This window comes from Streptomyces sp. NPDC028308 (genome assembly GCF_055565855.1).
Window position 1 is genome coordinate 428,919 of record NZ_JBVHTO010000001.1, and the last position, 22,699, is coordinate 451,617.

General features: G+C 74.1%; 17 protein-coding genes and 1 pseudogene. 12 read left to right on the forward strand and 6 right to left on the reverse strand.

Annotated elements, in window-relative coordinates:
* Positions 1-81: 81 nt before the first annotated feature.
* Positions 82-3,123: a beta-N-acetylglucosaminidase domain-containing protein gene (locus tag ACZ4VA_RS01805; RefSeq protein ID WP_468079266.1), complete on the reverse strand. Its 3,042-nt coding sequence runs from the start codon at positions 3,121-3,123 to the stop codon at positions 82-84.
* Between the two features lie 417 nt (positions 3,124-3,540).
* Between ACZ4VA_RS01805 and ACZ4VA_RS01810 the strand changes: the two genes are divergently transcribed.
* The 3 genes from ACZ4VA_RS01810 to ACZ4VA_RS01820 all read left to right on the forward strand — a co-directional run bounded on the left by ACZ4VA_RS01810 (position 3,541) and on the right by ACZ4VA_RS01820 (position 6,482).
* Positions 3,541-3,849, forward strand: a complete 309-nt coding sequence (locus ACZ4VA_RS01810) for a hypothetical protein (RefSeq protein ID WP_355795198.1) — start codon at positions 3,541-3,543, stop codon at positions 3,847-3,849.
* Complete coding sequence (malQ, locus tag ACZ4VA_RS01815; RefSeq protein ID WP_356164968.1) at positions 3,850-6,012, forward strand: 4-alpha-glucanotransferase; 2,163 nt, start codon at positions 3,850-3,852, stop codon at positions 6,010-6,012.
* Positions 6,013-6,233: 221 nt separating this feature from the next.
* Positions 6,234-6,482 carry a hypothetical protein gene (locus tag ACZ4VA_RS01820; RefSeq protein ID WP_356164971.1) on the forward strand — a complete coding sequence of 83 codons (249 nt, stop codon included), beginning with the start codon at positions 6,234-6,236 and terminating at the stop codon, positions 6,480-6,482.
* A 248-nt stretch (positions 6,483-6,730) separates the two neighbouring features.
* On the opposite strand, the gene ACZ4VA_RS01825 is transcribed toward ACZ4VA_RS01820, so the two are convergent.
* Entirely contained in the window at positions 6,731-7,240 is a 510-nt protein-coding gene (locus ACZ4VA_RS01825) for a MarR family winged helix-turn-helix transcriptional regulator (protein ID WP_355796083.1), read from the reverse strand.
* A gap of 182 nt (positions 7,241-7,422) precedes the next feature.
* Here ACZ4VA_RS01825 and ACZ4VA_RS01830 point away from each other — a divergent pair, with 182 nt between their 5' ends.
* The 3 genes and pseudogenes from ACZ4VA_RS01830 (at position 7,423) to ACZ4VA_RS01840 (ending at position 10,489) form a co-directional block, all read left to right on the forward strand.
* On the forward strand, positions 7,423-8,439 hold the full coding sequence (locus ACZ4VA_RS01830; protein ID WP_356237682.1) for an EamA family transporter: 1,017 nt from the start codon (positions 7,423-7,425) through the stop codon (positions 8,437-8,439).
* 119 nt (positions 8,440-8,558) lie between these two features.
* A pseudogene (locus tag ACZ4VA_RS01835) lies at positions 8,559-9,514 on the forward strand (DMT family transporter).
* 9 nt (positions 9,515-9,523) lie between these two features.
* Entirely contained in the window at positions 9,524-10,489 is a 966-nt protein-coding gene (locus tag ACZ4VA_RS01840) for a LysR substrate-binding domain-containing protein (RefSeq protein ID WP_356164980.1), read from the forward strand.
* A 107-nt stretch (positions 10,490-10,596) separates the two neighbouring features.
* Here ACZ4VA_RS01840 and pepN read toward each other — a convergent pair whose 3' ends face one another.
* Complete coding sequence (gene pepN, locus ACZ4VA_RS01845; protein WP_356164983.1) at positions 10,597-13,170, reverse strand: aminopeptidase N; 2,574 nt, start codon at positions 13,168-13,170, stop codon at positions 10,597-10,599.
* A gap of 112 nt (positions 13,171-13,282) precedes the next feature.
* Between pepN and ACZ4VA_RS01850 the strand changes: the two genes are divergently transcribed.
* On the forward strand, positions 13,283-13,786 hold the full coding sequence (locus ACZ4VA_RS01850; RefSeq protein ID WP_468079271.1) for a DUF1203 domain-containing protein: 504 nt from the start codon (positions 13,283-13,285) through the stop codon (positions 13,784-13,786).
* 102 nt (positions 13,787-13,888) lie between these two features.
* Here ACZ4VA_RS01850 and ACZ4VA_RS01855 read toward each other — a convergent pair whose 3' ends face one another.
* Positions 13,889-14,917 (reverse strand): aspartate-semialdehyde dehydrogenase, encoded by a 1,029-nt coding sequence (locus ACZ4VA_RS01855; protein ID WP_356164988.1) that lies wholly within the window; start codon positions 14,915-14,917, stop codon positions 13,889-13,891.
* 218 nt (positions 14,918-15,135) lie between these two features.
* Between ACZ4VA_RS01855 and ACZ4VA_RS01860 the strand changes: the two genes are divergently transcribed.
* Positions 15,136-15,657 (forward strand): RNA polymerase sigma factor, encoded by a 522-nt coding sequence (locus ACZ4VA_RS01860; protein WP_356164991.1) that lies wholly within the window; start codon positions 15,136-15,138, stop codon positions 15,655-15,657.
* A 1-nt stretch (position 15,658) separates the two neighbouring features.
* Complete coding sequence (locus ACZ4VA_RS01865; RefSeq protein ID WP_356164994.1) at positions 15,659-16,450, forward strand: hypothetical protein; 792 nt, start codon at positions 15,659-15,661, stop codon at positions 16,448-16,450.
* 66 nt (positions 16,451-16,516) lie between these two features.
* On the opposite strand, the gene ACZ4VA_RS01870 is transcribed toward ACZ4VA_RS01865, so the two are convergent.
* A complete protein-coding gene (locus ACZ4VA_RS01870) occupies positions 16,517-19,828 on the reverse strand; it encodes a S8 family serine peptidase (protein WP_468079274.1) in 3,312 nt (1,103 codons plus the stop codon).
* A gap of 240 nt (positions 19,829-20,068) precedes the next feature.
* The gene (locus tag ACZ4VA_RS01875) at positions 20,069-20,632 is read right to left on the reverse strand and encodes a CGNR zinc finger domain-containing protein (protein ID WP_355785960.1); all 564 of its coding nucleotides are present in this window, start codon (positions 20,630-20,632) and stop codon (positions 20,069-20,071) included.
* 126 nt (positions 20,633-20,758) lie between these two features.
* Here ACZ4VA_RS01875 and ACZ4VA_RS01880 point away from each other — a divergent pair, with 126 nt between their 5' ends.
* The 3 genes from ACZ4VA_RS01880 to ACZ4VA_RS01890 are packed head-to-tail and all read left to right on the forward strand — an operon-like array spanning position 20,759 to position 22,564.
* Positions 20,759-21,202: a VOC family protein gene (locus ACZ4VA_RS01880; RefSeq protein ID WP_355785963.1), complete on the forward strand. Its 444-nt coding sequence runs from the start codon at positions 20,759-20,761 to the stop codon at positions 21,200-21,202.
* A 15-nt stretch (positions 21,203-21,217) separates the two neighbouring features.
* Positions 21,218-22,096 (forward strand): pyridoxamine 5'-phosphate oxidase family protein, encoded by an 879-nt coding sequence (locus tag ACZ4VA_RS01885; protein ID WP_355785965.1) that lies wholly within the window; start codon positions 21,218-21,220, stop codon positions 22,094-22,096.
* A 9-nt stretch (positions 22,097-22,105) separates the two neighbouring features.
* Positions 22,106-22,564, forward strand: a complete 459-nt coding sequence (locus tag ACZ4VA_RS01890) for an NUDIX hydrolase (RefSeq protein ID WP_356165004.1) — start codon at positions 22,106-22,108, stop codon at positions 22,562-22,564.
* Positions 22,565-22,699: the final 135 nt, after the last annotated feature.

A 22,699-nucleotide genomic window follows, 5' to 3' on the forward strand; every position in this document is an offset into this window, starting at 1 on the left:
AACAGTCTCACACCCCGTCTATCGGCCCCCGGGACGCCGCCGGTTCACCGTCCGGCACACGGTTCACGGGCGGGCGCCGCCTCAGCCGGCGACGCCGTACGCCTCCACCGACCAGAGCGAGTAGCCGTACCGGGTCGCGCGCTCCTCTCCCCGGACGCGCACGAAGCGCACGTCCCGCTCGTCCATGCGCACCGACTCCCGGCCGCCCCGCCCGTCCCGCACCGCCGCCGCCGTACGCCAGACGCGGCCGTCCGCGGAGACCTCGACGCGGTAGGCGGAGGCGTACGCGTCCTGCCAGCGCAGCGCCACCCGGCCCAGGCGCACCGGCCGGGGCAGCTCCAGCTGCCACCAGGCGTCGTCGCGCGCGGGCGAGGACCACCGCGTCCGCGGGTCGCCGTCGTTCGCCGCGGACGCCGGGAAGTCCGCCGTCTCGTCGCCGGAGGACGTGGCCCGCGCGCCTCGGGCGAGGTCGGGTCCCGCCGTGCGGGGGAACGCGCGGACGGTGAGGGTGCGGGTCTCCTCGCGGAAGGCGACACGGACGGTGTACGTCCCCGAGGGCGTCTTCTTGGGCACCTCGATCTCGACCGGGACGGAGAGGTCCGTGCCGCGCCGCAGGCGCACCGGCGCCGCCGGGACGCGCACCCGGACACCCTCGGGCGCCCGCACCGTGAGCTTCCCGCGGACGTCGGAGGGACGCAGGGGGACCAGCCGTGCCGTCACCGACGCCGTGCCGCCGATCGCCACGTCCGTCTCCGCGCGCCCCAACTCCAGCCTCGCCTCGGGGGAGTCGGCGAACCACGGCACCAGGTGCCGTACCCGCGACGGCTCGGGTCCGGTCACCCGCAGGGCGTCCGCGCTCACCTTGGCGGCGGTCTCGGTCGCGCCGCCGGGCGCGAGGTCGCCGAGGCGCCGCCAGCCCTCGCCGGGGACGTGCGCCTCGACGGTGCCGGTCGTCCCGGGCTCGGTGAGCACCGTGACGGCGGTCAGCGGGCGGGCCCGCGCCAGGCGCACGGAGCGGGCGACGCGCTGCTCGCCCCCGCCGCCTTGTCCGGCGCGGTCCGGCGCGGGCTCGTGGTCGAGGCCCGCCCAGGCCTCGTACGCCTTCGACGCCCGCGCCAGGAACGGGCCGAGCACGCCCTTGCCCACCGTCACCGGGCTCGACGCGAGGTCGGCGCGCAGGCGGACCAGGGAGCGGTAGGCGTCCCAGGCCGCCGTGGCGTCGCCGTCCGACTGGGCGCTCAGCATGACGACGGCCGTGTCGCCCGCCGTGCCGTAGCGCGCCAACTGCTCGCTCCAGGGCCGTACTTCGGACGCCAGTGAACGGCCCGGCAGGTGGTGGGGCGTCTCCCGCATGACCGCGAACGCGGCCCGCAGCCGCCGCGTCGCCGGGTCGCCCGCCGCGCGGTCCGGCGCCGCCCGGCCCCGCCAGAACGCCTCGACGAGCGGGCGCAGGTACGCCGACTCGTCGCCGCCGAGCACCGACGACGCGTCGTTCCCGGCCAGCGCGCTCAGCGCCCGCCCGCCCCGCGCGTCACCGCCCGCGAGGTCGTCGACCGCGGCCCGCCAGGAGTCCTCGGGGCGGTAGTCGCGGGGGTTCCAGGCGTAGTCGGCGGCGGTGAAGAGCGGGACGCGGGAGGCCTCCGCCTGCTGCATCGCGTTCGCCAGCAGCCCCGCCGAGCCGGTGGCGACGGCGGGCTCGCGGCCCCGGTACGGGCCGAGGAAGATCCGGTCCTGCGCGTAGTCGTTGACGGGGTAGTTGTCCATGGTGACCAGCGGATGCCCGAACGCGTCCCGGGCGGCGGCCAGTTCACGGCCGGTGATGGTGCGCGGCACGACACCGACGCCCGTCCACGCCACCTCGACGCCCTCGTCCAGCGCGTCCGCCAGCGCCCGCCGGTACGCGGTCGCGCCCTCCTGGTAGTACTCGGTCGGCATGAGGGACAGCGCCGCCGCGTCCGGGTGCCGTGCGGCCAGCCGCCGGGCCACCGCGTTCGCCACCCGCGCCTGCGCCCGCGCCGCCGCCTCCGGGCCCGAACCGAACTCCTCCGCGTCCGCCCCGCAGTGCCACTCGCTGTAGCTGACGTCCTGGAACTGCAGTTGGAAGGCACGGAACCCCAGCGCCCACATGGCGTCGAGCTTGCGCGTGAGGGCCGCCACGTCGGCGTCCGAGGAGAAGCACATCGCCTGCCCCGGCGCGACCGCCCAGGCCGGGGTGACGTGATCGCGCACCGCCCGGTCCGTCAGCTCCCGGAAGTCGGCACGCTGCCGCGCCGGGTACGACTCGCGCCAGCGCGCCTGCCGGTAGAGGTCGTCGCCGGGCGCGTACAGGTAGCGGTTCTGCTTGGTGCGGGCCATGAAGTCCAGCTGGGCCAGGCGCTGTTCGTGGGTCCACGGGGTGCCGTAGAAGCCCTCGGTGGTGCCCCGGACCGCGGTGCCCGGCCAGTCGCGGACCCGGACGCCGGCGATCCGCCCGCGGCCGTCGACCAGTTGGCGGAGCGTCTGCACGGCGTGGAACAGGCCGTCCTCGCCGGCCCCGGCGAGGGCGACGGTGGCTCGGCCCGCGACCCGTCCGACGGCCAGCCGGTAGCCCCCGGACGGGAGGTCGGCGCGGGGCGGGGCACCGAGAGCGGTCAGGGCCTCGTCCAGCGGGGTCGCGGCGCGGACGCCCAGCGCGTGCGCGCCCTCGGTCGCCGCGCTGCCGGCGTGCCCGCCGAAGGGGTACGCGCTCCGGCCGCCCGTACCGTCGGCGCCCGTCGAGCCGGGGCCCTGCGCCGTCCTGTCGTGCGCCCTCTCCACGCCCGCGCGCACCACCAACGCGCCCGCGCGCAGCTCGGCTTCGGGGATCGGGTCGCCGTCGCGCACCGTCGTGACCTTCCGCGCGCCGGCCTGCCACAGCAGCGAACGCAGCGCGTCCAGGGTGTACGGATCGGCCGCCGCGTCGGCGACCAGGACCACCTCGCCGGTGACCGCGACGGCGGTGCCCCCGGTGTCCAGGGACTGCGGACGGGGCCAGACCGCGGGCCCGGCGCCCGCATCCGGCGCGTCCGCGGCGGCGGGCGCCGGGTCGGCGACGGCCTCGGGCGCGACGCCCAGCGCGCCCGCCGCGAGGAGCAGCGCGACCACGGCCGCGCCCGGCCCCCGGCGAAGCGGTACGCCACCAGGCCCCCGCACGGGCCGCACCGCCCGCTGTCCCCGCCGAAGCAGCACGGCTCCCCACCCGCCCCGGAGCTGCAACAGCCCTCCCTCGTCGTCCGGTCCACCCCGCACGGCTCGGTCGGGGCGGCATCGAGCCCACCATCCACGCGGTCGCGGTGTCAACGGAAGGGGCCGACGTGCCGCGTGCGCCTCACGTGGCGGATCAGCCCGGCGTCCGGCGCGGAGCCGCCCCTGGCGTCACCCGGCTGCCTTCTGGTGCCGCGGCCGCCCCTGGAACAGAATGTGACCAAGGACACCTTGGGCGTTCGTGCACGTCTGCGGCCGCGCTCACTGGGTAGGGCTGCGACAACCCGCGTCCAGCCGTACGACGACAAGGAGACCCTCGTGGCCGCTTCGGCGCATCTTCTGCTCTCGGCCCTCTCCAAACCCTCGGCGGAGTCCTCCGCCGATTCCCGCGACCCCGGCCTCACCCCGAAACAACGGGACGGACGGCCCACCCGCGTCCCCGAGTGGGACACCCTCGGATTCCCTCCCCGGGCGGGCGACAGCGCCGAGGGCTCCTGGGGCGAGGCCCCGCTGACCAGTGAGCCCCCGCTGCCCGACGCCGAGCCCCTGACCAGCGAACCGCCGCTCTCCGACGCCGCCCACCTGACCAGCGAGCCGACCTCGACCGGCGCCGCCGCGGGAGTCTAGATGGCACCGTCCCCGCCGGCCGAGTCCGCCGAGTGGCCCCCGTCCGGTGCCGCGCCCGCCCGGCCGGCCGAGTCCGCCGGGACCCCGCTGTCCCGGCTCGCCGCGCTGCACGGCGTGGCCACCTCCTACAGCCCCTCCCCGGACCGCACGGTCCCCGCCTCCGACACCGCGGTCACCGCGGCCCTCGCCGCCCTCGGCGTCGACGCGAGCACCCCGCAGGCCGTCCTCACCGCCCTCGCCGCCCGCGAGGCCGAATTACGCGAGCGGCTGCTGCCCCCGACGATCGTGTCCTGGGGAGGCGACCTGCCCGCCGCGCTGGCCGGCCTGCCCGACGGCACCCGGCTGCGCGTCGAGACCGAGCAGGGCGACACCCGCGACTCCGCCGCGCACCTCGCACCCGGCGTCCACACACTGCACGCTCAGGCGCCCGACGGCCGCACCGCCGACGTCCACCTCGTGGTGGCCCCGGACCGGCTGCCCGCCCCGCCCGGACGCACGCACGGACTCCTCGTCCAGCTCTACTCCCTCCTCTCCCGGCGCTCCTGGGGCATGGGCGACCTCGGTGACCTCCGCGAGCTGGCCACCTGGGCGGGCCGCGCGCTCGGCGCCGGATTCGTCCAGCTGAACCCGCTGCACGCGGCCGTCCCGGGCGCGCCCACCGACCCGTCCCCCTACCGGCCCTCCTCCCGCCGCTTCCCCGACCCCGTGCACCTGCGCGTCGAGGACGTGCCCGAGTTCGCCTACGCCGAGGACCGGGAGCGGCTCGACGCCCTGCGCCTGCGCGCCGCGGAACTGCGCGACACCGTCCTGAACAAGGGCGCGCTCATCGACCGCGACGCCGTGTGGGAACTCAAGCGCGCGGCACTCGAACTGATCCGCACGGTCCCGCTCGGCCCCGGCCGCCGGGCCGCCCTCGACGACTTCGTCGCCGAGGAGGGCGCCGCCCTGGAGGACCACGCCACCTGGTGCGCGCTGGCCGAGGCGCACGGCTCCGACTGGCACACGTGGCCCGCGGGGCTGCGCGACCCCCGTTCGGCCGAGACCGCCCGTGCCCGCGCCGAGCTGAAGGACCGCGTCGACTTCCACACCCGGCTCGCCTGGCTCACCGACGCCCAGCTCACCGCCGCCCAGCGCGGCGCCCGCGACGCCGGCATGCCGGTCGGCCTCGTCCACGACCTGGCCGTCGGAGTCCACCCCGGCGGGGCCGACGCCTGGGCCCAGCAGGAGTACTTCGCGGCCGGCACCACCGTGGGCGCCCCGCCCGACGCCTTCAACGCCCTGGGCCAGGACTGGGGTCTGCCGCCCTGGCGCCCCGACCGCCTGGCCGCGTCCGGCTACGCCCCCTTCCGCAGCCTCCTGCGCGCCCTCTTCCGCCACGCGGGCGCACTGCGCATCGACCACGTCATGGGCCTGTTCCGGCTCTGGTGGATTCCCCGGGGCCAGGCCCCCACGGACGGGACCTACGTCCGCTACGACGCCGAGGCGATGCTCGCCGTCCTGGTGCTGGAGGCCTCGCGCGCCGGTGCCCTGGTGATCGGCGAGGACCTCGGCACCGTCGAGCCCGGCGTACGCGAGGCGCTCCAGGAGCGCGGGGTGCTCGGCACCTCCGTGCTGTGGTTCGAGCGGGACTGGGCCGGCGACGGACTCCCGCTGCCCCCCGAACGCTGGCGCGCCGACTGCCTCGCCACCGCGACCACGCACGACCTGCCGTCCACCGCCGCCCGCCTCACCGGCGAGCACGTGGAACTGCGCGACAGCCTGGGCCTGTTGACCCGGCCGGTGGCGCAGGAGCGGGCCGAGGCGGCGGCCGACACGGGGGAGTGGCTGGCGCTGCTCACCGGGCTGGGGCTGCTGGAGGACACGGGCGGCGACCTCGCGCCGGCGTCCGAGGAGGCGGCGATCCAGGCCGTGCACCGGTTCCTGCTGCGCACCCCGGCCCGCATGGTCGGCGTCTGGCTGCCCGACACGGTCGGCGACCGCCGCCCGCAGAACCTGCCCGGCACCTGGGACCAGTACCCGAACTGGCGGCTGCCCGTCGCCGACGCCGAGGGCCGCCCGGTGACGCTGGAGGAACTCGCCGAGTCACCCCGGCTGCACGCCCTGATGGACGTCCTGCGGCGCGAGCCGGCGGAGCGGAGGAGCCGGGCGGAGTCGGGCGACTAGGAGCCCCGGAGCCGCCATGGGACGCGGGGCGTCCGGGGTGGCCGGGCGTTCGGGTCCGGTGGGGGGTGACGCCCGGTCCGGTGGCCCGCCGCTTCGGCGGGCTCCCGGACGCCGGCCGTGGCCTCGCGCGCGCCCCGCAGCGGGCACTCGCGCCCGGCGCGTGATTCCTCGTACGGCACCCCGGACGCGCGGCTCCGCCGGGCGTTCGCTACGTTTGCACCGTGGACAAGAAGAACGCCCTGCGCGCCGGCGCCCTGGCTGCCGGTACGACGCTGATGATGCTGCTCATGTCGTCCCCCGCGCTCGCGCTGAACCGCGACGACGGTGACCAGCCCGGCAGCGGACTGAGCGTGATCGAAACGCTGGGTCTCTATGTCGCGGCGCCGATCGTGCTGTTCCTGGTCATCGCCGGTCTCGTGATGGTCCTGGACAAGTCCCCGAAGCAGCCGAAGCCGCAGAAGCAGAGCTGACCCGGCGCGTCCGGACGTCCGCGTCCGGGCCGTACCGGTCAGCCCTTCCGCCTTCCGCCGCCCGACGTCACGTCGCCGAGGGAGTCCGCACCCGAGTGGGGTGCGGACTCCCTCGACGCGTTTGGGCCCCCGCCCGCCTCACCGCTCCGCCGCCGTGCGGCCGCCGAGGGTCACGTCCGCGGGCGGTCCGTGAGGCAGCGGCGCACCTCCCGGCACCGACTCGCCCCGGCCCTGGGACCGGGTCCGGCTCACGCCGTCGTCGTGCCCGCGAGCAACAGGCGCAGCAGACCGGCCAGTTGGCCCGCCTGATCCGGGTCCAGGGCGTCGAGCGCCTCGGTCTGGACGGCGAGACCCGCGCCCACCGCCTCGTCGATCAGGCGGTACCCCTCGTCCGTCAGGGTCACCTGGAGCCCGCGCCGGTCGTGCGGATCGGGTGACCTGCGCAGCAGCCCCGCGCGCTCCAGCTTGTCGAGGCGGCCGGTCATCCCGCCCGTGGTCAGCATGAGCGTCGCCGAGAGCTGGCGGGGCGAGAGCGCGTACGGCTCCCCGGACCGGCGCAGGGTCGCCAGCACGTCGAACTCGCCGCGGGAGATCCCGAACCGCGTGTACGCCTTCTCCATGCGGTCTCCCATCGCCCGTGAGAGACGGAAGATGCGGCCGAAGACCTCCATCGCCGCGGTGTCGAGGTCGGGCCGCGCGACGGCCCACTGCTCGATGATCGCGTCGACGGCGTCCTTGCTCGGTGGGTTCCCGGTCATGGGAGGAGTATCGGGCCGTGCCTCGGTCGGTCGCAAGAAAGTGGCTCATGGGTAAGTGGCTTGTCGCTAAGCGGCTTGACGCTAAGTTGCTTAGCGCTAAGCTATTAATGTCGACCTGGTCCGGGTCGGCCACCTCACCGCCGACGCGTCCCGGCGCCGGCCCACTTCTGGAGGGCGCCGTCATGGCGGACGCGACCCACGACCTCACCGGCACCACCGGACGGCGTTCCGTCACCGTCCTGCTGACCGCTCTCGCCCCCGTCTCCTGGGGCAGCACCTACGCCGTCACCACCGAGTTCCTCCCCGCCGACCGGCCCCTGTTCACCGGGCTGATGCGTGCCCTGCCCGCCGGGCTCGTGCTGCTCGCGCTGGCCCGGGTGCTGCCGCGCCGTGCCTGGTGGTGGAAGTCGGCGGTGCTGGGCGCGCTGAACATCGGCGCGTTCTTCCCCCTCCTCTTTCTCTCCGCGTACCGGCTGCCCGGCGGGATGGCGGCCGTCGTCGGCTCGGTGGGACCGCTGTTCGTTGCCGGGCTCGCCGCCCTGCTGCTGGGGGAGCGGCCGACCGTACGCACCCTGCTCACCGGGATCGCCGCCGCGCTCGGCGTGAGCCTCGTCGTGCTCCAGGCGGCCGGGGCGCTGGACACCCTCGGAGTCCTCGCGGCCCTCGCCTCGACCGCCTCGATGTCCACCGGCACGGTCCTCACCAAGCGGTGGGGGCGCCCCGAGGGCGTCGGCCCCCTGGCGCTGACCGCCTGGCAGCTGACGGCCGGCGGACTGCTCATCGCCCCGGTCGCGTTCCTCGCCGAGGGCGCCCCGCCCGCGCTCGACGGCCGGGCGGTCGGCGGATACCTCTACCTGGCGCTGGCGAACACGGCGGTCGCGTACTGGCTCTGGTTCCGCGGGATCGGCCGGCTCTCCGCCACTCAAGTCACCTTCCTCGGCCCGCTCTCGCCGCTCACCGCAGCGGTCATCGGCTGGGCGGCGCTCGGCCAGGCGCTCACCCCGCTCCAGCTCACCGGCATGGCGCTGGCGTTCACCGCGACCGTGGTGGGCCAGCGCCGCCCGCGCCGCGTCACGGCACCCACGGCGGACCGGACCCCCGCGACGGCGCCCGCCTCCCCGCCCGTCCCCGCGACGGCGATCCCGGCTACCGCGCCCGTCCCCGCGGCCCCTGTGACACCGGCCTCCCGGGCCTCGTAGCCCCATCACCTTTCAGTTCTCCTGAACGGAAACGTCGAAAAGTTTCGATGGACGTGACGGTTCCGCCGCTGCGACGGTGGGCGGGCACCCGCACCCACCATCGAGAGGCAGGGATGTCCATGGCGGTCCTGGACCGGACGCGTACGCACCGGGCGACGGCAACGGCGACGGCGGCGGCGGGGAGGCGGGCGGCCGGTCCCGGTATCGCCCTCGCCGCCGTCGCCACCCTCGTCTGGTCGGGCAGCTTCGTCGCCGCCCGCGCCCTGCACGACAGCGTGCCGCCCGTCCAGCAGGCGTTCTGGCGCTGGACCGTCGCCCTGCTGGTCGTCGCCCCCTTCACGGCACGCGGGGCCTGGCGGCGGCGCGCCCTCCTTCGCCGGCACCTGGGCCACTGCCTCCTCGCCGCCCTCCTCGGCGTCACCGTCTACAACACCCTGGTCAACAGGCCGCCCTGTCCACCTCGGCGGGCAACATGGGCATGATCATGGCCGCCGCGCCCGTCCTGATGGCCGCCCTGGAACGGCTGGGCGGCGTACGGCTCGGGGCGCGGCGGACCACCGGGATGCTGATCGCCTGCGCCGGGGTGCTGCTCCTGATCGGCACCGGCTCCGGGGCCACGGGGTTCACCGCGGGAGACCTCTGGATGCTCGCCGCGGCGGCGAGCTTCGCGGCGTACAGCGCGCTGCTGCGCCGCCGTCCCGCCGAACTCGCCGGTCCCGCCTTCCTGTTCACGACCTTCGCCCTCGGCACCGCGATGCTCCTGCCCGCGTGCGCGCTCAGCGTCGCCGTCCAGGGCACCTTCACCCCGACGCCCGCCACCGTCGGCCCGCTCCTGTACGTCGGGGTCCTGTCCTCCGCGCTCGCCTTCCTCGCCTGGAACAAGGCCGTCGCCCTGGTCGGCGCGGCCCGCGCGGGAGCCGTCTACCACCTCCAGCCGCTGTGTGTGGCCGGCCTGTCGTACGTCCTGCTCGGTGAACGCCCGAGCTGGACGCAGGCCGCCTGCGCGGTCCTCGTCCTCGGCGGCGTCGTCCTCGGCACGGCCGCCCCCGGCCGGGCGGGACACACGGGTGGATAGGTTGCCGCCATGGCCGAGTACGACAGGTGGGACATCAAGAAGCTGCGGATCCTGCGGACGCTGCGGGAGCACGGCACCGTCACCGCGACCGCCGAGGCGCTGGCGCTGACGCCCTCCGCCGTGTCGCAGCAGCTGACGAACCTCGCCAAGCAGCTCGGCGTGCCGCTGCTGGAGGCGCGGGGGCGGCGGGTGCGACTCACCGACGCGGCCGAACTCGTCCTGCGGCACGCGGCGGCCGTCTTCGAGCAGCTGGAGCGCGCCGACGCGGAGTTGACCGCCTACCTGCACGGGGAGGCGGGCGAGGTACGGGTCGGCGCCTTCTCGACGGCCGTGCCCGCGCTGGTCGTCCCGGCGGTGCGGGCGCTGCGGGTGACGCGTCCCGGGATCCGCGTACAGGTGCGGGAGGCCGAGGCGGCACAGGCGTACGAACTGCTCGCCGCGGGCTCGGTCGACCTCGCCCTCTCCCTGGCCGCGCAGGCGCCCACGGCGGCCGACCCGCGTTTCAGCCGGGTGCCGCTGCTCGCCGACCCGCTCGACCTCGCGCTGCCCCGGGACCACCCGCTGGCCCGCGCCGACGAGGTCCGGCTGGCCGACTGCGCCGCCGAGCCGTGGATCTTCGGCGGCAGCGGGCCCTGGTCGGACATCACGCGGGCCGCCTGCGAGAGCGCCGGGTTCAGCCCGCACCAGGGGCACTCCGCGGCGGGCTGGACGGCCATCCTCGCCATGGTCGAGGCGGGCATGGGAGTCGCCCTGGTGCCGCGGATGGCGTCCGTACCGCGCGACGGCGTCGTCATGCGCCGGCTCGACGCGGACCGTCCGCACCGCCACGTCGTCGCGGCGGTACGGCGGGGCGCCGACGAGGGTGCCGCCGTCGGCCGGGTCCTGGACGCCCTGCGCGAGGCCGCGGCGCGGCCGGCCGCCGGTGAGCCGGGCGGGGAGGCGGCCGGAGGCAGGCTCGGCTTCGGGGGTGCGTGACAGGGCGCGCGCCGACACCCCGGCGGTACGCGGTGGGGCCGGACGTGAAGAGGGGGCGCCCGGCACAGAGCCGGGCGCCCCCTCTCCCGTACGACGTACGGTCGGCGTCAGGAAGCCGCGGCGTCCGCAGCCTGCGCCTTCAGCGCGCGCTCGACGCCCGAGCGGGCCTCGGAGATCAGCCGCCGCAGGGCCGCGTTCGGCTCGGCCGAGGCCAGCCACGCGTCCGTCTTGGCGAGCGTGTCCTCGGAGACCTGCACGGCCGGGTAGAGGCCCACCGCGATCTGCTGGGCCATCTCGTGCGAGCGGGAGTCCCAGACGTCCTTGAGCACGGCGAAGTACTTGTCCGTGTACGGGGCCAGCAGCTCCCGCTGGCCGGTCTGCACGAACCCGCCGATCACCGCCTCCTGCACGGCGTTCGGCAGCTTGTCGGACTCCACGACCGAGGCCCAGGCCTCCGCCTTCGCCTCCTCCGTGGGACGGGCCGCGCGGGCGGTCGCCGCGTGCCGCTCACCGGCCGCCGTCCGGTCGCGCTCGTACTCGCTCGCGATCTCCGCCTCGTCGAAGCGGCCCACCGCGGCGAGCCGCTGCACGAACGCCCAGCGCAGCTCGGTGTCCACCGCCAGGCCCTCGATGCTCTCCCGGCCGTCGAGCAGGGCCTCCAGGAGGTCCAGCTGCTCCGGGGTGCGGGCGGTCGCGGCGAACGCGCGCGCCCAGGCGAGCTGGTGGTCGCTGCCGGCCTGCGCGGTGCGCAGGTGGGCGAGCGTGGCCTCCGTCCAGCGGGCCAGCAGCGTCTCGCGGGCGGCCGGGTCCGCGTACAGCTCGATCGCCGTCTTCACCTGGCGGTGCAGCGACTGCACCACGCCGATGTCGGACTCCTTGCCGATGCCGGCGAGGACGAGGGAGACGTAGTCGCGGGTCGCGAGCTCCGCGTCGCGCGTCATGTCCCACGCCGACGCCCAGCACAGCGCGCGCGGCAGCGACGACTCGAAGTCGCCCAGGTGCTCCGTCACGAACGCCAGCGACTGCTCGTCCAGGCGCACCTTCGCGTACGACAGGTCGTCGTCGTTGAGCAGCACCACGGCCGGACGGCGCTTGCCCACCAGCTCGGGGACGGCGGTCAGTTCACCGTCGACGTCCAGCTCGATCCGGTCGCCGCGCACCAGCTTGCCGCTCGCGTCCAGGTCGTACAGGCCGACCGCCACGCGGTGCGGGCGCAGCGTCGGCTCGCCCTTCGCGCCGGCCGGCAGCGCGGGGGCCTCCTGGTGAATCGCGAAGGACGTGACGACCCCGTCGGCGTCCGTCTCGATCCGCGGCCGCAGGACGTTGATGCCGGCGGTCTGGAGCCACTTCTTCGACCAGGTCTGCAGATCGCGTCCGCTGGTCTCCTCCAGCTTGCCCAGCAGGTCCGACAGCCGCGTGTTACCGAAGGCGTGCGCCTTGAAGTACGCCTGCACGCCACGGAAGAACTCGTCCATGCCGACGTAGGCGACGAGCTGCTTGAGGACGGAGGCGCCCTTGGCGTACGTGATGCCGTCGAAGTTGACCAGGACGTCGTCCAGGTCGTTGATGTCCGCCATGATCGGGTGCGTGGACGGCAGCTGGTCCTGCCGGTACGCCCACGTCTTCATGGAGTTGGCGAACGTCGTCCAGGAGTGCGGCCAGCGCGAGTCGGGGTGGTACGCCTGGCAGGCGATCGACGTGTAGGTGGCGAAGGACTCGTTGAGCCACAGGTCGTTCCACCACTCCATGGTCACGAGGTCGCCGAACCACATGTGGGCGAGCTCGTGCAGGATCGTCTCCGCGCGCACCTCGTACGCGGCGTCGGTCACCTTGGACCGGAACACGTACTGGTCGCGGATGGTGACGGCGCCCGCGTTCTCCATCGCGCCCGCGTTGAACTCCGGCACGAAGAGCTGGTCGTACTTCTTGAACGGGTACGCGTAGTCGAACTTCTCCTGGAACCAGTCGAAGCCCTGCCGGGTCACCTCGAAGATGGCGTCCGAGTCGAGGAACTCGGCCAGCGAGGGCCGACAGTAGATGCCGAGCGGCACCGACTGCCCGTCCTTCTCGTACACGCTGTGGACGCTGTGGTAGGGGCCTGCGATCAGCGCGGTGATGTACGTCGAGATCCGCGGCGTCGGCTCGAAGGACCAGACGTCGTCCTTGGGCTCCGGCGTCGGCGAGTTGGAGACGACCGTCCACCCGGACGGCGCCTTCACGGTGAACTGGAAGGTCGCCTTCAGGTCGGGCTGCTCGAACGAGGCGAAGACCCGGCGGGCGTCCGGCACCTCGAACTGGGTGTAGAGGTAGGCCCGCTGGTCGACGGGGTCGACGAACCGGTGCAGGCCCTCACCGGTGTTGGTGTACTCGCAGTCGGCCACGACCCGCAGGACGTTGCGTCCCTCCAGCAGGCCGGGCAGCGCGATCCGCGAGTCCCGGAAGACCTCGGCGGGGTCCAGCGGGTCACCGTTGAGGATCACCTCGTGGACGGCCGGGGCCACCAGGTCGATGAAGGACTCCGCGCCCGTGCGGGCGGAGTCGAAGCGCACCGTGGTCACGGACCGGTAGGTGCCGCCCCCATCCTGCGCGCCGGAGAGGTCGAGATCGATCTCGTACGAGTCAACGCTGAGCAGCTGCGCCCGCTGCTGTGCCTCTTCGCGGGTCAGGTTTGTGCCAGGCACGCGGTCATCTCCTCGTTATGTGTGGGTTGCGTCATCCTTCCATGGGAACTGTGCGGAACGCGATGTCCGTTTCCCGCCGGTGGAGGCGCCGGAGCGGGGCGAGTCTTGAGGCATGACGACCTACACCGCACGAGCCGTCGAGCCGACGGTTCTGAAGGAACTCCGGGACCGGGACGACGCCGGACGGCCCCTCGCGCCGTTCACCGACGAGGAGGGCGGGGCGCCGCTGCGCTGCTGTCTGCGCCGCAGCCGGACCGGCGAGCGGATCGCCCTCGTCTCCTACGCGCCGCTGCGGCGGTGGGCGGCCGCGACGGGCGCCGACCCGGGGGCGTACGACGAGCAGGGGCCGGTGTTCGTGCACGCCGAGGAGTGCGCGGGGCCCGGCGGCGACGGACATCCGTTCGTCCGGCCGGGCGTCCTGCGGGTCCTGCGGCGCTACTCCGCCGAGGGGCACATCCTGGGCGGCCGGCTGCTGGAGGTGCCGCAGGACGCCGGGGCGGCCGACGGGGCCGTCGACGAAGCGCTCGCCGAGGCCTTCGCGAACCCGGCGGTCGCCCTGGTCCACGTCAGGGCCGTGGAGTACGGCTGCTTCCACTACGAGGTGCGGCGGCCCTGAGCAGCGCCCGCGACCCCGCCCCTGAACGCCGGAAGGGCCGGGAGCGCGCGTGCGCGTCCCGGCCCTCGCGGGCACGTCCCGGCGGGGCGGCCGGGACCGGCGTCAGTCCTTCAGCTCGGCCGCGACCAGCTCGGCGATCTGGATCGCGTTGAGCGCCGCGCCCTTGCGCAGGTTGTCGCCGGAGACGAAGAAGGCGAGACCGTTGTCGACCGTCTCGTCGCCGCGGATGCGGCCGACGTACGAGGCGTCCTGGCCGGCGGCCTCCAGCGGCGTCGGGATGTCCGAGAGGACGACGCCCGGGGCGCCGGCGAGCAGCTCGGTGGCACGCTCCGTGGACAGCGGACGCTCGAAGCGGGCGTTCACCTGGAGGGAGTGGCCGGAGAAGACGGGCACGCGCACGCAGGTGCCGGAGACCTTCAGCCCGGGGATCTCCAGGATCTTGCGGGACTCGTTGCGGAGCTTCTGCTCCTCGTCGGTCTCGTTCAGGCCGTCGTCGACGACGTTGCCCGCGAGAGGGAGCACGTTGAAGGCGATGGGGCGCTTGTAGACCTGCGGCTCGGGGAAGTCGACCGCGCCGCCGTCGTGGGTCAGCTTGTCGGCGTCGGCGACGACCTTCTGCGCCTGGCCGTGCAGCTCCGCCACGCCCGCGAGACCCGAACCGGACACCGCCTGGTAGGTGGCGACGACCAGCGCCTGGAGGCCGGCCTCCTCGTGCAGCGGCTTCAGCACCGGCATCGCGGCCATCGTCGTGCAGTTCGGGTTGGCGATGATGCCCTTGGGGCGGTCGGCGATCGCGTGCGGGTTCACCTCGGAGACGACCAGCGGGACCTCGGGGTCCTTGCGCCAGGCGGAGGAGTTGTCGATCACGACGGCGCCCTGCGAGGCGACCTTCTCAGCCAGCGCCTTCGAGGTGGCGCCGCCCGCCGAGAAGAGCACGATGTCCAGGCCGCTGTAGTCGGCGGTGGAGGCGTCCTCCACGGTCACGGGCGTGCCCTTGAAGTCGATCGTCGAACCCGCGGACCGGGCCGAGGCGAACAGGCGCAGCGTCTCGACCGGGAAGTCGCGCTCCACGAGGATTCTGCGCATGACCGTGCCGACCTGACCGGTGGCTCCGACGATTCCTACCTTCACGACGACTCCTAGCGTGCTTTTCCTGCGTACGGACGACAGGTCCCAGTGAACCCATCATGCGTCTCACCAGGCCCCGTGTGTCCAATCCTTTGCCCGAGGAATGGGACGGCCCCTGTGACGTACCCCTCGGCCGCCCGCACGCGTGTGACCCAGGTCTCGGTGAACGTTTCGGCCCGCCCCGGCGTCGTAGAGAAAACGCGGCGAGGGGAGGGGTGACGGTGCTGCGCGGAAGGACGCGCCGCGTCCAGGGGGTGGACGACCCCCTGGACGCGGCCCAGGAACGCCGGGTGCGTGCGGTGCTCGCGCTCGGCGGGGTGCCGCAGGCGGACCTGCCGGACGGGGTGCAGCAGGTCCGCCTGCGGCTGCTGGAGCGGGCCGCCAAGGGGGACGAGGCGCCGCGGGACGTGTCGGCCTGGGCCGCGGTCGTCGCCTCCAACCTGGCGATGGACTGGCACCGCGCCAAGCGCCGTCAGGAACGGCTCGGCGAGCGCCTCGCCGGGCTGCGCCCGCTGGAGCACCCCTCCGACGAGGACTCCAGCGTGCTCTCCCTCGCCGTGGCGCGGGGCCTGGACGAGCTGCCCGACGCCCACCGGCAGGTGCTCGTGCTGCGCTTCTACGCCGATCTGCCGGTGCGCGGGATAGCCGAGGAGCTCGGCATCCCGGAGGGCACGGTCAAGAGCAGGCTGCACTCGGCGGTGCGCGCGCTGCGCGTCCGCCTGCACGAGGACGAGGTGGTGTGACGTGGCCGGGTACGAGAGCGGGCCGGCCGGATCCGGCGCGGACGCGCTGTGGGCCGCGATCATGGACGAGCCGCTGCCCGAGGAGGTGCGCGACGACGCCGCCGTCCTGGCCGAGCACCGGTCCGCGGCGGCGGACGTGGCACTGCTGCGGCAACAGCTGACCGCCATCGGGGACGCGCTGGCCGGCGATGTGCCGGCACGTGAGCGGGCGCCGGAGCGGGCGCGAGAGCCGGTCAGGAACCGGGCCCCCGCACGGCGTACCCGCCGTCCGCTGCGTCTGGCCCTCGGCACCCTCGCCGCGGCCGTCGCGGCCACCGTCGTGGCCGGCATGGGCTGGCTCGTCACGCAGGGCGGGGGCATGGGCGCCGCCGACTCCTCGGCGAGCGGCAAGTCGGCCGCCGCCGACGCCAAGGCCGGTGGTCAGGAGTCGGATCACTCGCCGGCCCTGCGCATCGCCTGCTCCCGGGTCCTCGTCGAGGGGACCGTGGTGAGCCTCACGCCCCGGCACGACGGGGACGTCCGGGTGGTGCTGAAGGTGAAGCGCTACTACCGGCCGCAGGAGTCGGTGAAGGACCGGCCGACGATCACCGTCACCCTGGACGGCAGTGCGCGCGAGGATCTGAGGCCCGGCGTCCGCACGCTGGTCCGGGTGCCGGTCCACCCGGAGACGGACCGGCAGGACTGGGAGGTCGGCCGGGGGATCGGCGACGCGCGCGAGGACATCCTGAAGGCGTTGCCCGGGGCCGAGCACCTCACGTGCCCGGCCCCGGAGGGGGACGGCGGCAAGGACTGACGGCGCGGGAACGGGAAGGGGCGGGCGCCCGTACGGACGCCCGCCCCCGCTGCCGTGAACCGTCGGTTACGGCGTGACCTTCTCGATCTTGACGCTGCCGAGGCCCGCGACCGTGCCGCGGGCGTTCACCAGCTGGACCTGGCCGAAGAACTCACGGCCCTCGGGGGCCGCGGCCGCGGCGGTGACCGAGGCGGACACCGTCGCCGTGTCACCGGTGCCGAGCTTGACCGGCGCGGACCCGTCGACCGTGACCTGGCCGAGCGAGGACGAGAAGAACACGTCCTGGTAGTCGTACGCCGTGGAGCCCGAGGGAACCGCGTAGCCCACGACCTCGATGGTGTACGTCCCGGCGGCCGGAGAGGGCACCGAGACGGCCTCCTCCGAGTCGCCGTCCGCCGACGAACCGACCGTCGTCCCGGCGGCGTTCTTCACCGTCAGGTCGAGGTCGGCGGCCGTGTCGGACACCTTGCCGATGGCGACGTCGAGCGACTTGGCGCCCGCGGGCACCTCGACCGTGGTGGTCTGCGTCGCGCCCTGGGCGATGGTCGGCCGGGCCGTCTTCGAGGAGCCGAGCGGGCCGCCCTTGAGGGTGCCGTCGAGCGCCGCGAACTTGTTCGTGACCTTCCACGAGGCGGCGGCCGGGGTGCCGACCTTGGCCTCGGGGACGGTGACGACGGCCGGGTCGAAGGCCGCGCCGAGCACGGCGACGTCCAGCTTGTACGGGTTGTCGAGCAGCGGCGACGTACGGCGCGACTCGACCTCGATCTCCCAGACGCCGGCCTGCGGGTCCGCGTACGCGCGCACGTCGGGCTTGCAGCCGTTGCCGTCGAGGTAGTTGTTGTAGCAGTACGGCGTCGAGGTGTTGTCGACCGGAACGCCGTACGGGTGGATGGAGATGAAGCGGGTCTGGCTCTTGTCCTTCAGCCCGCCGATCGCGACCTCGAGGGACTTGGCGCCCTCGGGGACGGTCACGAAGTACGACGTGCTGCTGTTGCGCTGGACCGAACCCGACGCGGAGTACGTGTACTTGACCGGCGCCGCGACGACGACGGTCGACAGGATCTGCTTGTCGACGCCCTCGGTGCGCGGGTCGTCGACCTCCAGGATCGCGCTCTTGATGCCGGCCGAGGACGGCCGGGCGGCGATCTTGACGGTGACCGGCTTGTTCAGCGGCAGCGCGACCTCGTCGGAGCTCACGATGCGGAAGGTGCCGCCCGCGTTGTTCTCCAGGTGCAGCTCGTGGCGCAGCGCGCGGTCCGGGCCCGAGGTGCGGGTGACGGTCACGTCGTACGTCTTGGACTGGCCGGCCTTCAGGCCGCCCTCACGGTCGTACAGGCCGGTGCCGAAGCCCGGCGTCTTCAGGGCGTAGTCGATCGCGGTGTCGACCGGCGCCTGGACCGTGTAGGCGTGCGCGGTGGCGTCGTCCTTGATGGACTCCCACGCGTCCTCGATGTTGATGAGGCCCGCACCCTCCTCGTACGCCTGCACACCCTTGATGTGGTCGGCGGTGGAGTTCAGCGCGGTGCGCAGGGTCGCCGGGGTGAGGTCGATCCCCTTCTGCTTCGCGGCGCTCAGCAGCAGCGCCGAGGCGCCCGCGGCCTGCGGGGACGCCATCGAGGTGCCCTGGAGCATCGAGTAGCCGGCCGGCAGCGTGTAGCCCGCCTCGGCGACCGGGGAGCCGGGCAGCCAGGTCTGGGTGGTGTTGATCGACGCGCCGGGCGCGCTGATCGTCGGCGTGAAGCCGCCGTCCTCACGCGGGCCGCGCGAGGAGAAGGGCATCATCGCGTACGACTTCTCGGCCTGGGAGCCGTAGTTGGCGGCCCAGGTGCGCTTGGAGATGGTCGCGCCGACGGAGATGACCTTGTCGGCCAGGCCGGGGTCGCCGATGGTGTTGGCGCCGGGGCCGGAGTTGCCCGCGGAGATCACCAGCTGGACGCCGTAGGTGTCGATGAGGCGCGTGTAGAGCTCGGCGCGCGCGTTGTTGCCGTCGTTCAGCGCCGGCAGACCGCCGATGGACATGTTCACGATGTCGACGCCGCGGTTGGCGACGAGGTCGATCATGCCCTCGGTGAGCGCGATGTTGGTGCAGCCGCCACTCCAGGTGCAGGCGCGCGAGGAGACGAGCTTCGCGCCCGGGGCCGCGCCGTTCATCCTGCCGCCGAACAGGCCGTTCGCGGAGGTGATGCCCGCGACGTGCGTGCCGTGCTCGGACTCGATGATGCCGATGTTGACGAAGTCGGCCTTCTTGCCGACCCAGTCGCCGCCGTACGGGTCGGTCGGCACGTCCTTGCGGATCTCGACGACGAACGGCTGCCGCTCGGCGACGTCGGTCGCCGGGTTGTCGGTGCCGAAGTAGCCGACCTGGAAGCCGTCCTTGTAGGGCTTCATCGGCTCGTCGTCCGTGAAGTCCTGGTTGTTGTTCAGGTCGACGCGGACCGTGCCGGCCTTGGCGTCGTAGAGGATGCCCCAGACGTCGGTGGTGTCGCCGTCGCGGTTCGCGTCGCCGTTGGCGTCGCCGCCGACGGAGGCGGACTCGCGGAAGAGGTTGACCTGGTAGTCGCCCGCGGGGGCCTTCCAGGTGGCGCCGCCGTAGGTGAAGACGGGGCCGGCGACCGGGTTGGTCATCCGGCGCCAGGTCGCGTCGGCGTCGGTGATCGGGTCGGTCGCGGTGACCCAGTCGACGATCTTGCGCGCGCCGGTGGTCGTCTTCTGCAGGGCGGGGTGACCCAGGTCGACGCCCGAGTCGAGGATGCCGATGGTGATGCCCCGGCCGTCCGCCTTCGGGTGGTCCTCGACGAAGTCGACGGCGCCCGTCTCGAAGGAGGGGTTGTACGGGTTCTCGGCGGGCGTGCTCTTGGAGGGCGCCGGGTACGCCGTCGTGGCGGTGGCACGCTCCTTGGCGCCCTTGGCCGTGTCGGCGCTCGGGGCCGGGTCGTCGAGCGCGATCTCCTGGCGCAGGTCGATGCCGTGCACCGAACCGAGCTTCGCGGCGGCGGCGATGGCGGCGTCGGCCTTGGCCGTCGGGACCGTCGCGCGGACGTAGCCGAGCTTGTCGTAGGTGCGGCCGACGGAGCCGCCCTTGACCGCGTCCAGCTGCCCGGCGACCTGCTCGGTCTGCCCGGGAGCGGTGGCGATCATCATCGTGACGTTCTTGGCACCCTCGGCCTTGGCCTCCGTGAGGAGGTCGGCGTCGGCCGAACCGAGCTTGGCGCTCGCGGACTTGGTGCCCGGGTCCGGTGTGGCGGGCGCGTGGTCCGCCGAGAAGGCCATGGGTATCGGCCCGGCCGCGGAGAGCGCGGCCACCAGGCCTGCGGCGGCGACCACGCGGGCCACGCGTCTCGCGCCCGATATCGGAGCGCGCTGAGGTTCGGGGGTCATCTGCATCCCTTGTAGGTAAAGGAACGAGCGTGGAGCGACCGGGTCCGGGATGAATCGGGCCGGTCGCGTCAGTCCGGTATGTGAACCCGGAAGACCGCTCAGCTTTACCCAGGGGACAGTTGTTTGGGGAGAGTTGACCGGGGCGGGTTGGAGGCATGGCGTACTTCCGCCATACGTCACGGCGGCCAAAGTGCCGCAGGAGGGGGCATTCCCGACGCCGTGCGCCGGGCCGGCGGGGTTTCAGCCCTCCTTCGTGCGCGCGTAGTGGCGGGACGCCTTCGCGCGGTTACCGCACGCCGCCATCGAGCACCAGCGCCGGGTGCCGTTCCGCGAGGTGTCGAAGAAGTGCAGGATGCACGCCGTGTGGGCGCAGCGGCGGATGCGGTCCGGGGCGGTGGTGAGCAGCTCCAGGTAGTCGCGGGCGGCGAGCCAGGCGGGGCCCCACGCCGCGTCCTCGAACTCCGGTCTCTCGCCGGGCCCTTGCGGCGTCAGGGTCACCCTGACCCGCCCGTGCGCGAGGACGGCGTCGACGCGGTCCGCCCCGCCCTCCAGCGAGCCGTCGGCGATGGCGCGCAGGGCGTCGCGAGTGTGCAGGAGGTGCCGCAGGGTGGCGTCCCGGGCCGGGAAGTCCAGGCCGTTCGCGTGCAGCCACACCGCGAGGCCCGCGGTGTCCGTCAGCAGGTCCCGCACGGTCCCCTCGTGCATCCAGCGGGTGTTGAGCAGGTCGAGCGAGAGGGGCTCGCCGGTGAGCGGGCGCGGATCGGGTGCCGGGGCCGCTGAGGGTGCGGAGGGCGCGGGGGACATGGGGGCTCCTTCACTGCTAACCGGTCAAGACTACGTGACCGGTTGCGCCCGTCGATTCTAACCTCTAATCTCCATGACGAGGGTTAGCCCCCGCTTCGGGGGCCCCATCGACAGAAGGGGACTGTCATGACACCGCGCACCGGGCATATCGGCCTCAGCGTCACGGACCTCGACCGCTCGCTCGGCTTCTACCGGGACGTCCTCGGCTTCGGCCTGATCGGCGAGGGCAAGGAGGAGGACCGCAGGTACGCGTTCCTCGGGGAGGGCGGCAGCCCCGTGCTGACGCTGTGGCAGCAGGCCGAGGGCTCCTACGACCGCGGCCGGGCCGGCCTGCACCACCTGGCGTTCGAGGTGGACTCGGTCGAGCGCGTCAGGGAGTACGAGACGGCCCTGCGCGCCTACGGGGTGGAGTTCGCGTACGAGGGCGTGGTCGCCCACGGCGAGGGGAGGGCCTCCGGCGGCATCTTCTTCCACGACCCCGACGGCATCCGCCTGGAGATCTACGCGCCGCAGGGGGCCGACGACGCCCCCGCACCCTCGTCCTCCGCACCGACCTGCGGCTTCTTCTAGGCGAAGGGGCGCCCCGTGACGTATCACCCCGGCTCGCGCGCCGTGCAGGAGCGGGTCGGCGTCCGCGACCTCGCCGACCACGTGGGCCAGTCCGTCGGGCAGGGCATCAGGCCCGTGGCCGCGGCCTTCCTGGAACAGCAGCCGATGCTCGTCCTCGGCGCCGCCGACCCGGTGGACGGCGCGGTGTGGGCCTCGCCGGTCACCGGGCGCCCGGGCTTCGTACGCGCCACCGGGCCGCGCCGGATCTCCGTCGCCGGCTCGGTCCGCGCGGGCGACCCGATCGAGGCCGCCCTCTCCACGGAGGGCACGGCCGTCGGCACCCTCGCCCTGGACCCGCGCACGCGCCGCCGCATGCGGCTCAACGGCCGGGCGCGGCCCACGCCCGGCGGTCTCGCCGTCGAGGCCGACCAGGTCTTCGCCAACTGCCCCAAGTACCTCCAGCGCAGACAGACGTACGAGACGCTCGTCCGCACACCACGCGAGACCGGCCGCGGCACCGAACTGACTCCGGAGCAGCGGGAGTTCGTCGCCGCCGCCGACACCTTCTTCCTGGCCAGCGTGCACGCGGACGGCGCGGACGTCAGCCACCGCGGCGGCAACCCCGGCTTCGTGCGCGCCGGTTCGCCCCGCGAGCTGAGCTGGCGCGACTACCCGGGCAACTCCATGTTCCTCTCCCTGGGCAACCTGGAGGCGGACCCGCGGGCCGGACTGCTCTTCCTGGACTGGTCGTCGGGCACGCTGCTCCAGCTCACGGGCACCGCCCGCACCCGGTACGGCCCCGGCGGCGAGCGGAGCGTCCACTTCACCCTCGCCGAGGCCGTGGAGACCGCCGGGGGCAGCCCGCTGCGCTGGTCACCGCCCGATTACTCACCCGCCAACCCCTCCCTGCCGTAACGTCTGTGCATGCATGAGGAGTTGCGGGTGGCGGCCTACGCCGTGTGTGTACGGGACGGAATGATGCTGCTGGCCCGGTGGGTCGCCGGGGACGGCAGCAAGCGGTGGACCCTGCCGGGCGGCGGCATGGACCACGGCGAGGACCCCTACGACACCGTCGTCCGCGAGGCCGAGGAGGAGACCGGGTACGCCGTGCGCCCGGTCACCCTGCTCGGCGTGGACTCCATCCGCCGCACCTATCCGCGCCGGCTGGGCGCGACGGCCGACTTCCACGGGCTGCGCATCGTCTACGAGGCCGAGGTCACCGGCGGCGAACTCCGCCACGAGACGAACGGCTCCACGGACCTGGCCGCCTGGCACCCCCTGGAGTCGGTGACCGGCCTCGACCGGGTCGGGCTCGTCGACGTCGGCCTCACCCTGTGGCGGCGGCGCCCGGCCGACGGACGGGCCGCCGACGCCGGATCGTAGGCCGCGTACCCCGGAAGATGAACACGGAGTGACCGCCTCCCGGCCGTCCGGAGAGAGGTCCGTGGCCACGCAGGGCAGGCGGTGATCCACGTACGGTGATCGGCGCTGCGCGTTGCCGTCCAGTTAACGCGCAGG

Bases quoted from the DNA above. Each gene is read 5' to 3' on its own strand.
- malQ (WP_356164968.1), top strand. From the start codon at position 3,850: ATGGCACCGTCCCCGCCGGCCGAGTCCGCCGAGTGGCCCCCGTCCGGT.
- ACZ4VA_RS01825 (WP_355796083.1), bottom strand. From the start codon at position 7,240: ATGACCGGGAACCCACCGAGCAAGGACGCCGTCGACGCGATCATCGAG.
- ACZ4VA_RS01830 (WP_356237682.1), top strand. From the start codon at position 7,423: ATGGCGGACGCGACCCACGACCTCACCGGCACCACCGGACGGCGTTCC.
- ACZ4VA_RS01840 (WP_356164980.1), top strand. From the start codon at position 9,524: ATGGCCGAGTACGACAGGTGGGACATCAAGAAGCTGCGGATCCTGCGG.
- ACZ4VA_RS01850 (WP_468079271.1), top strand. From the start codon at position 13,283: ATGACGACCTACACCGCACGAGCCGTCGAGCCGACGGTTCTGAAGGAA.
- ACZ4VA_RS01870 (WP_468079274.1), bottom strand. From the start codon at position 19,828: ATGACCCCCGAACCTCAGCGCGCTCCGATATCGGGCGCGAGACGCGTG.
- ACZ4VA_RS01875 (WP_355785960.1), bottom strand. From the start codon at position 20,632: ATGTCCCCCGCGCCCTCCGCACCCTCAGCGGCCCCGGCACCCGATCCG.
- ACZ4VA_RS01880 (WP_355785963.1), top strand. From the start codon at position 20,759: ATGACACCGCGCACCGGGCATATCGGCCTCAGCGTCACGGACCTCGAC.
- ACZ4VA_RS01890 (WP_356165004.1), top strand. From the start codon at position 22,106: ATGCATGAGGAGTTGCGGGTGGCGGCCTACGCCGTGTGTGTACGGGAC.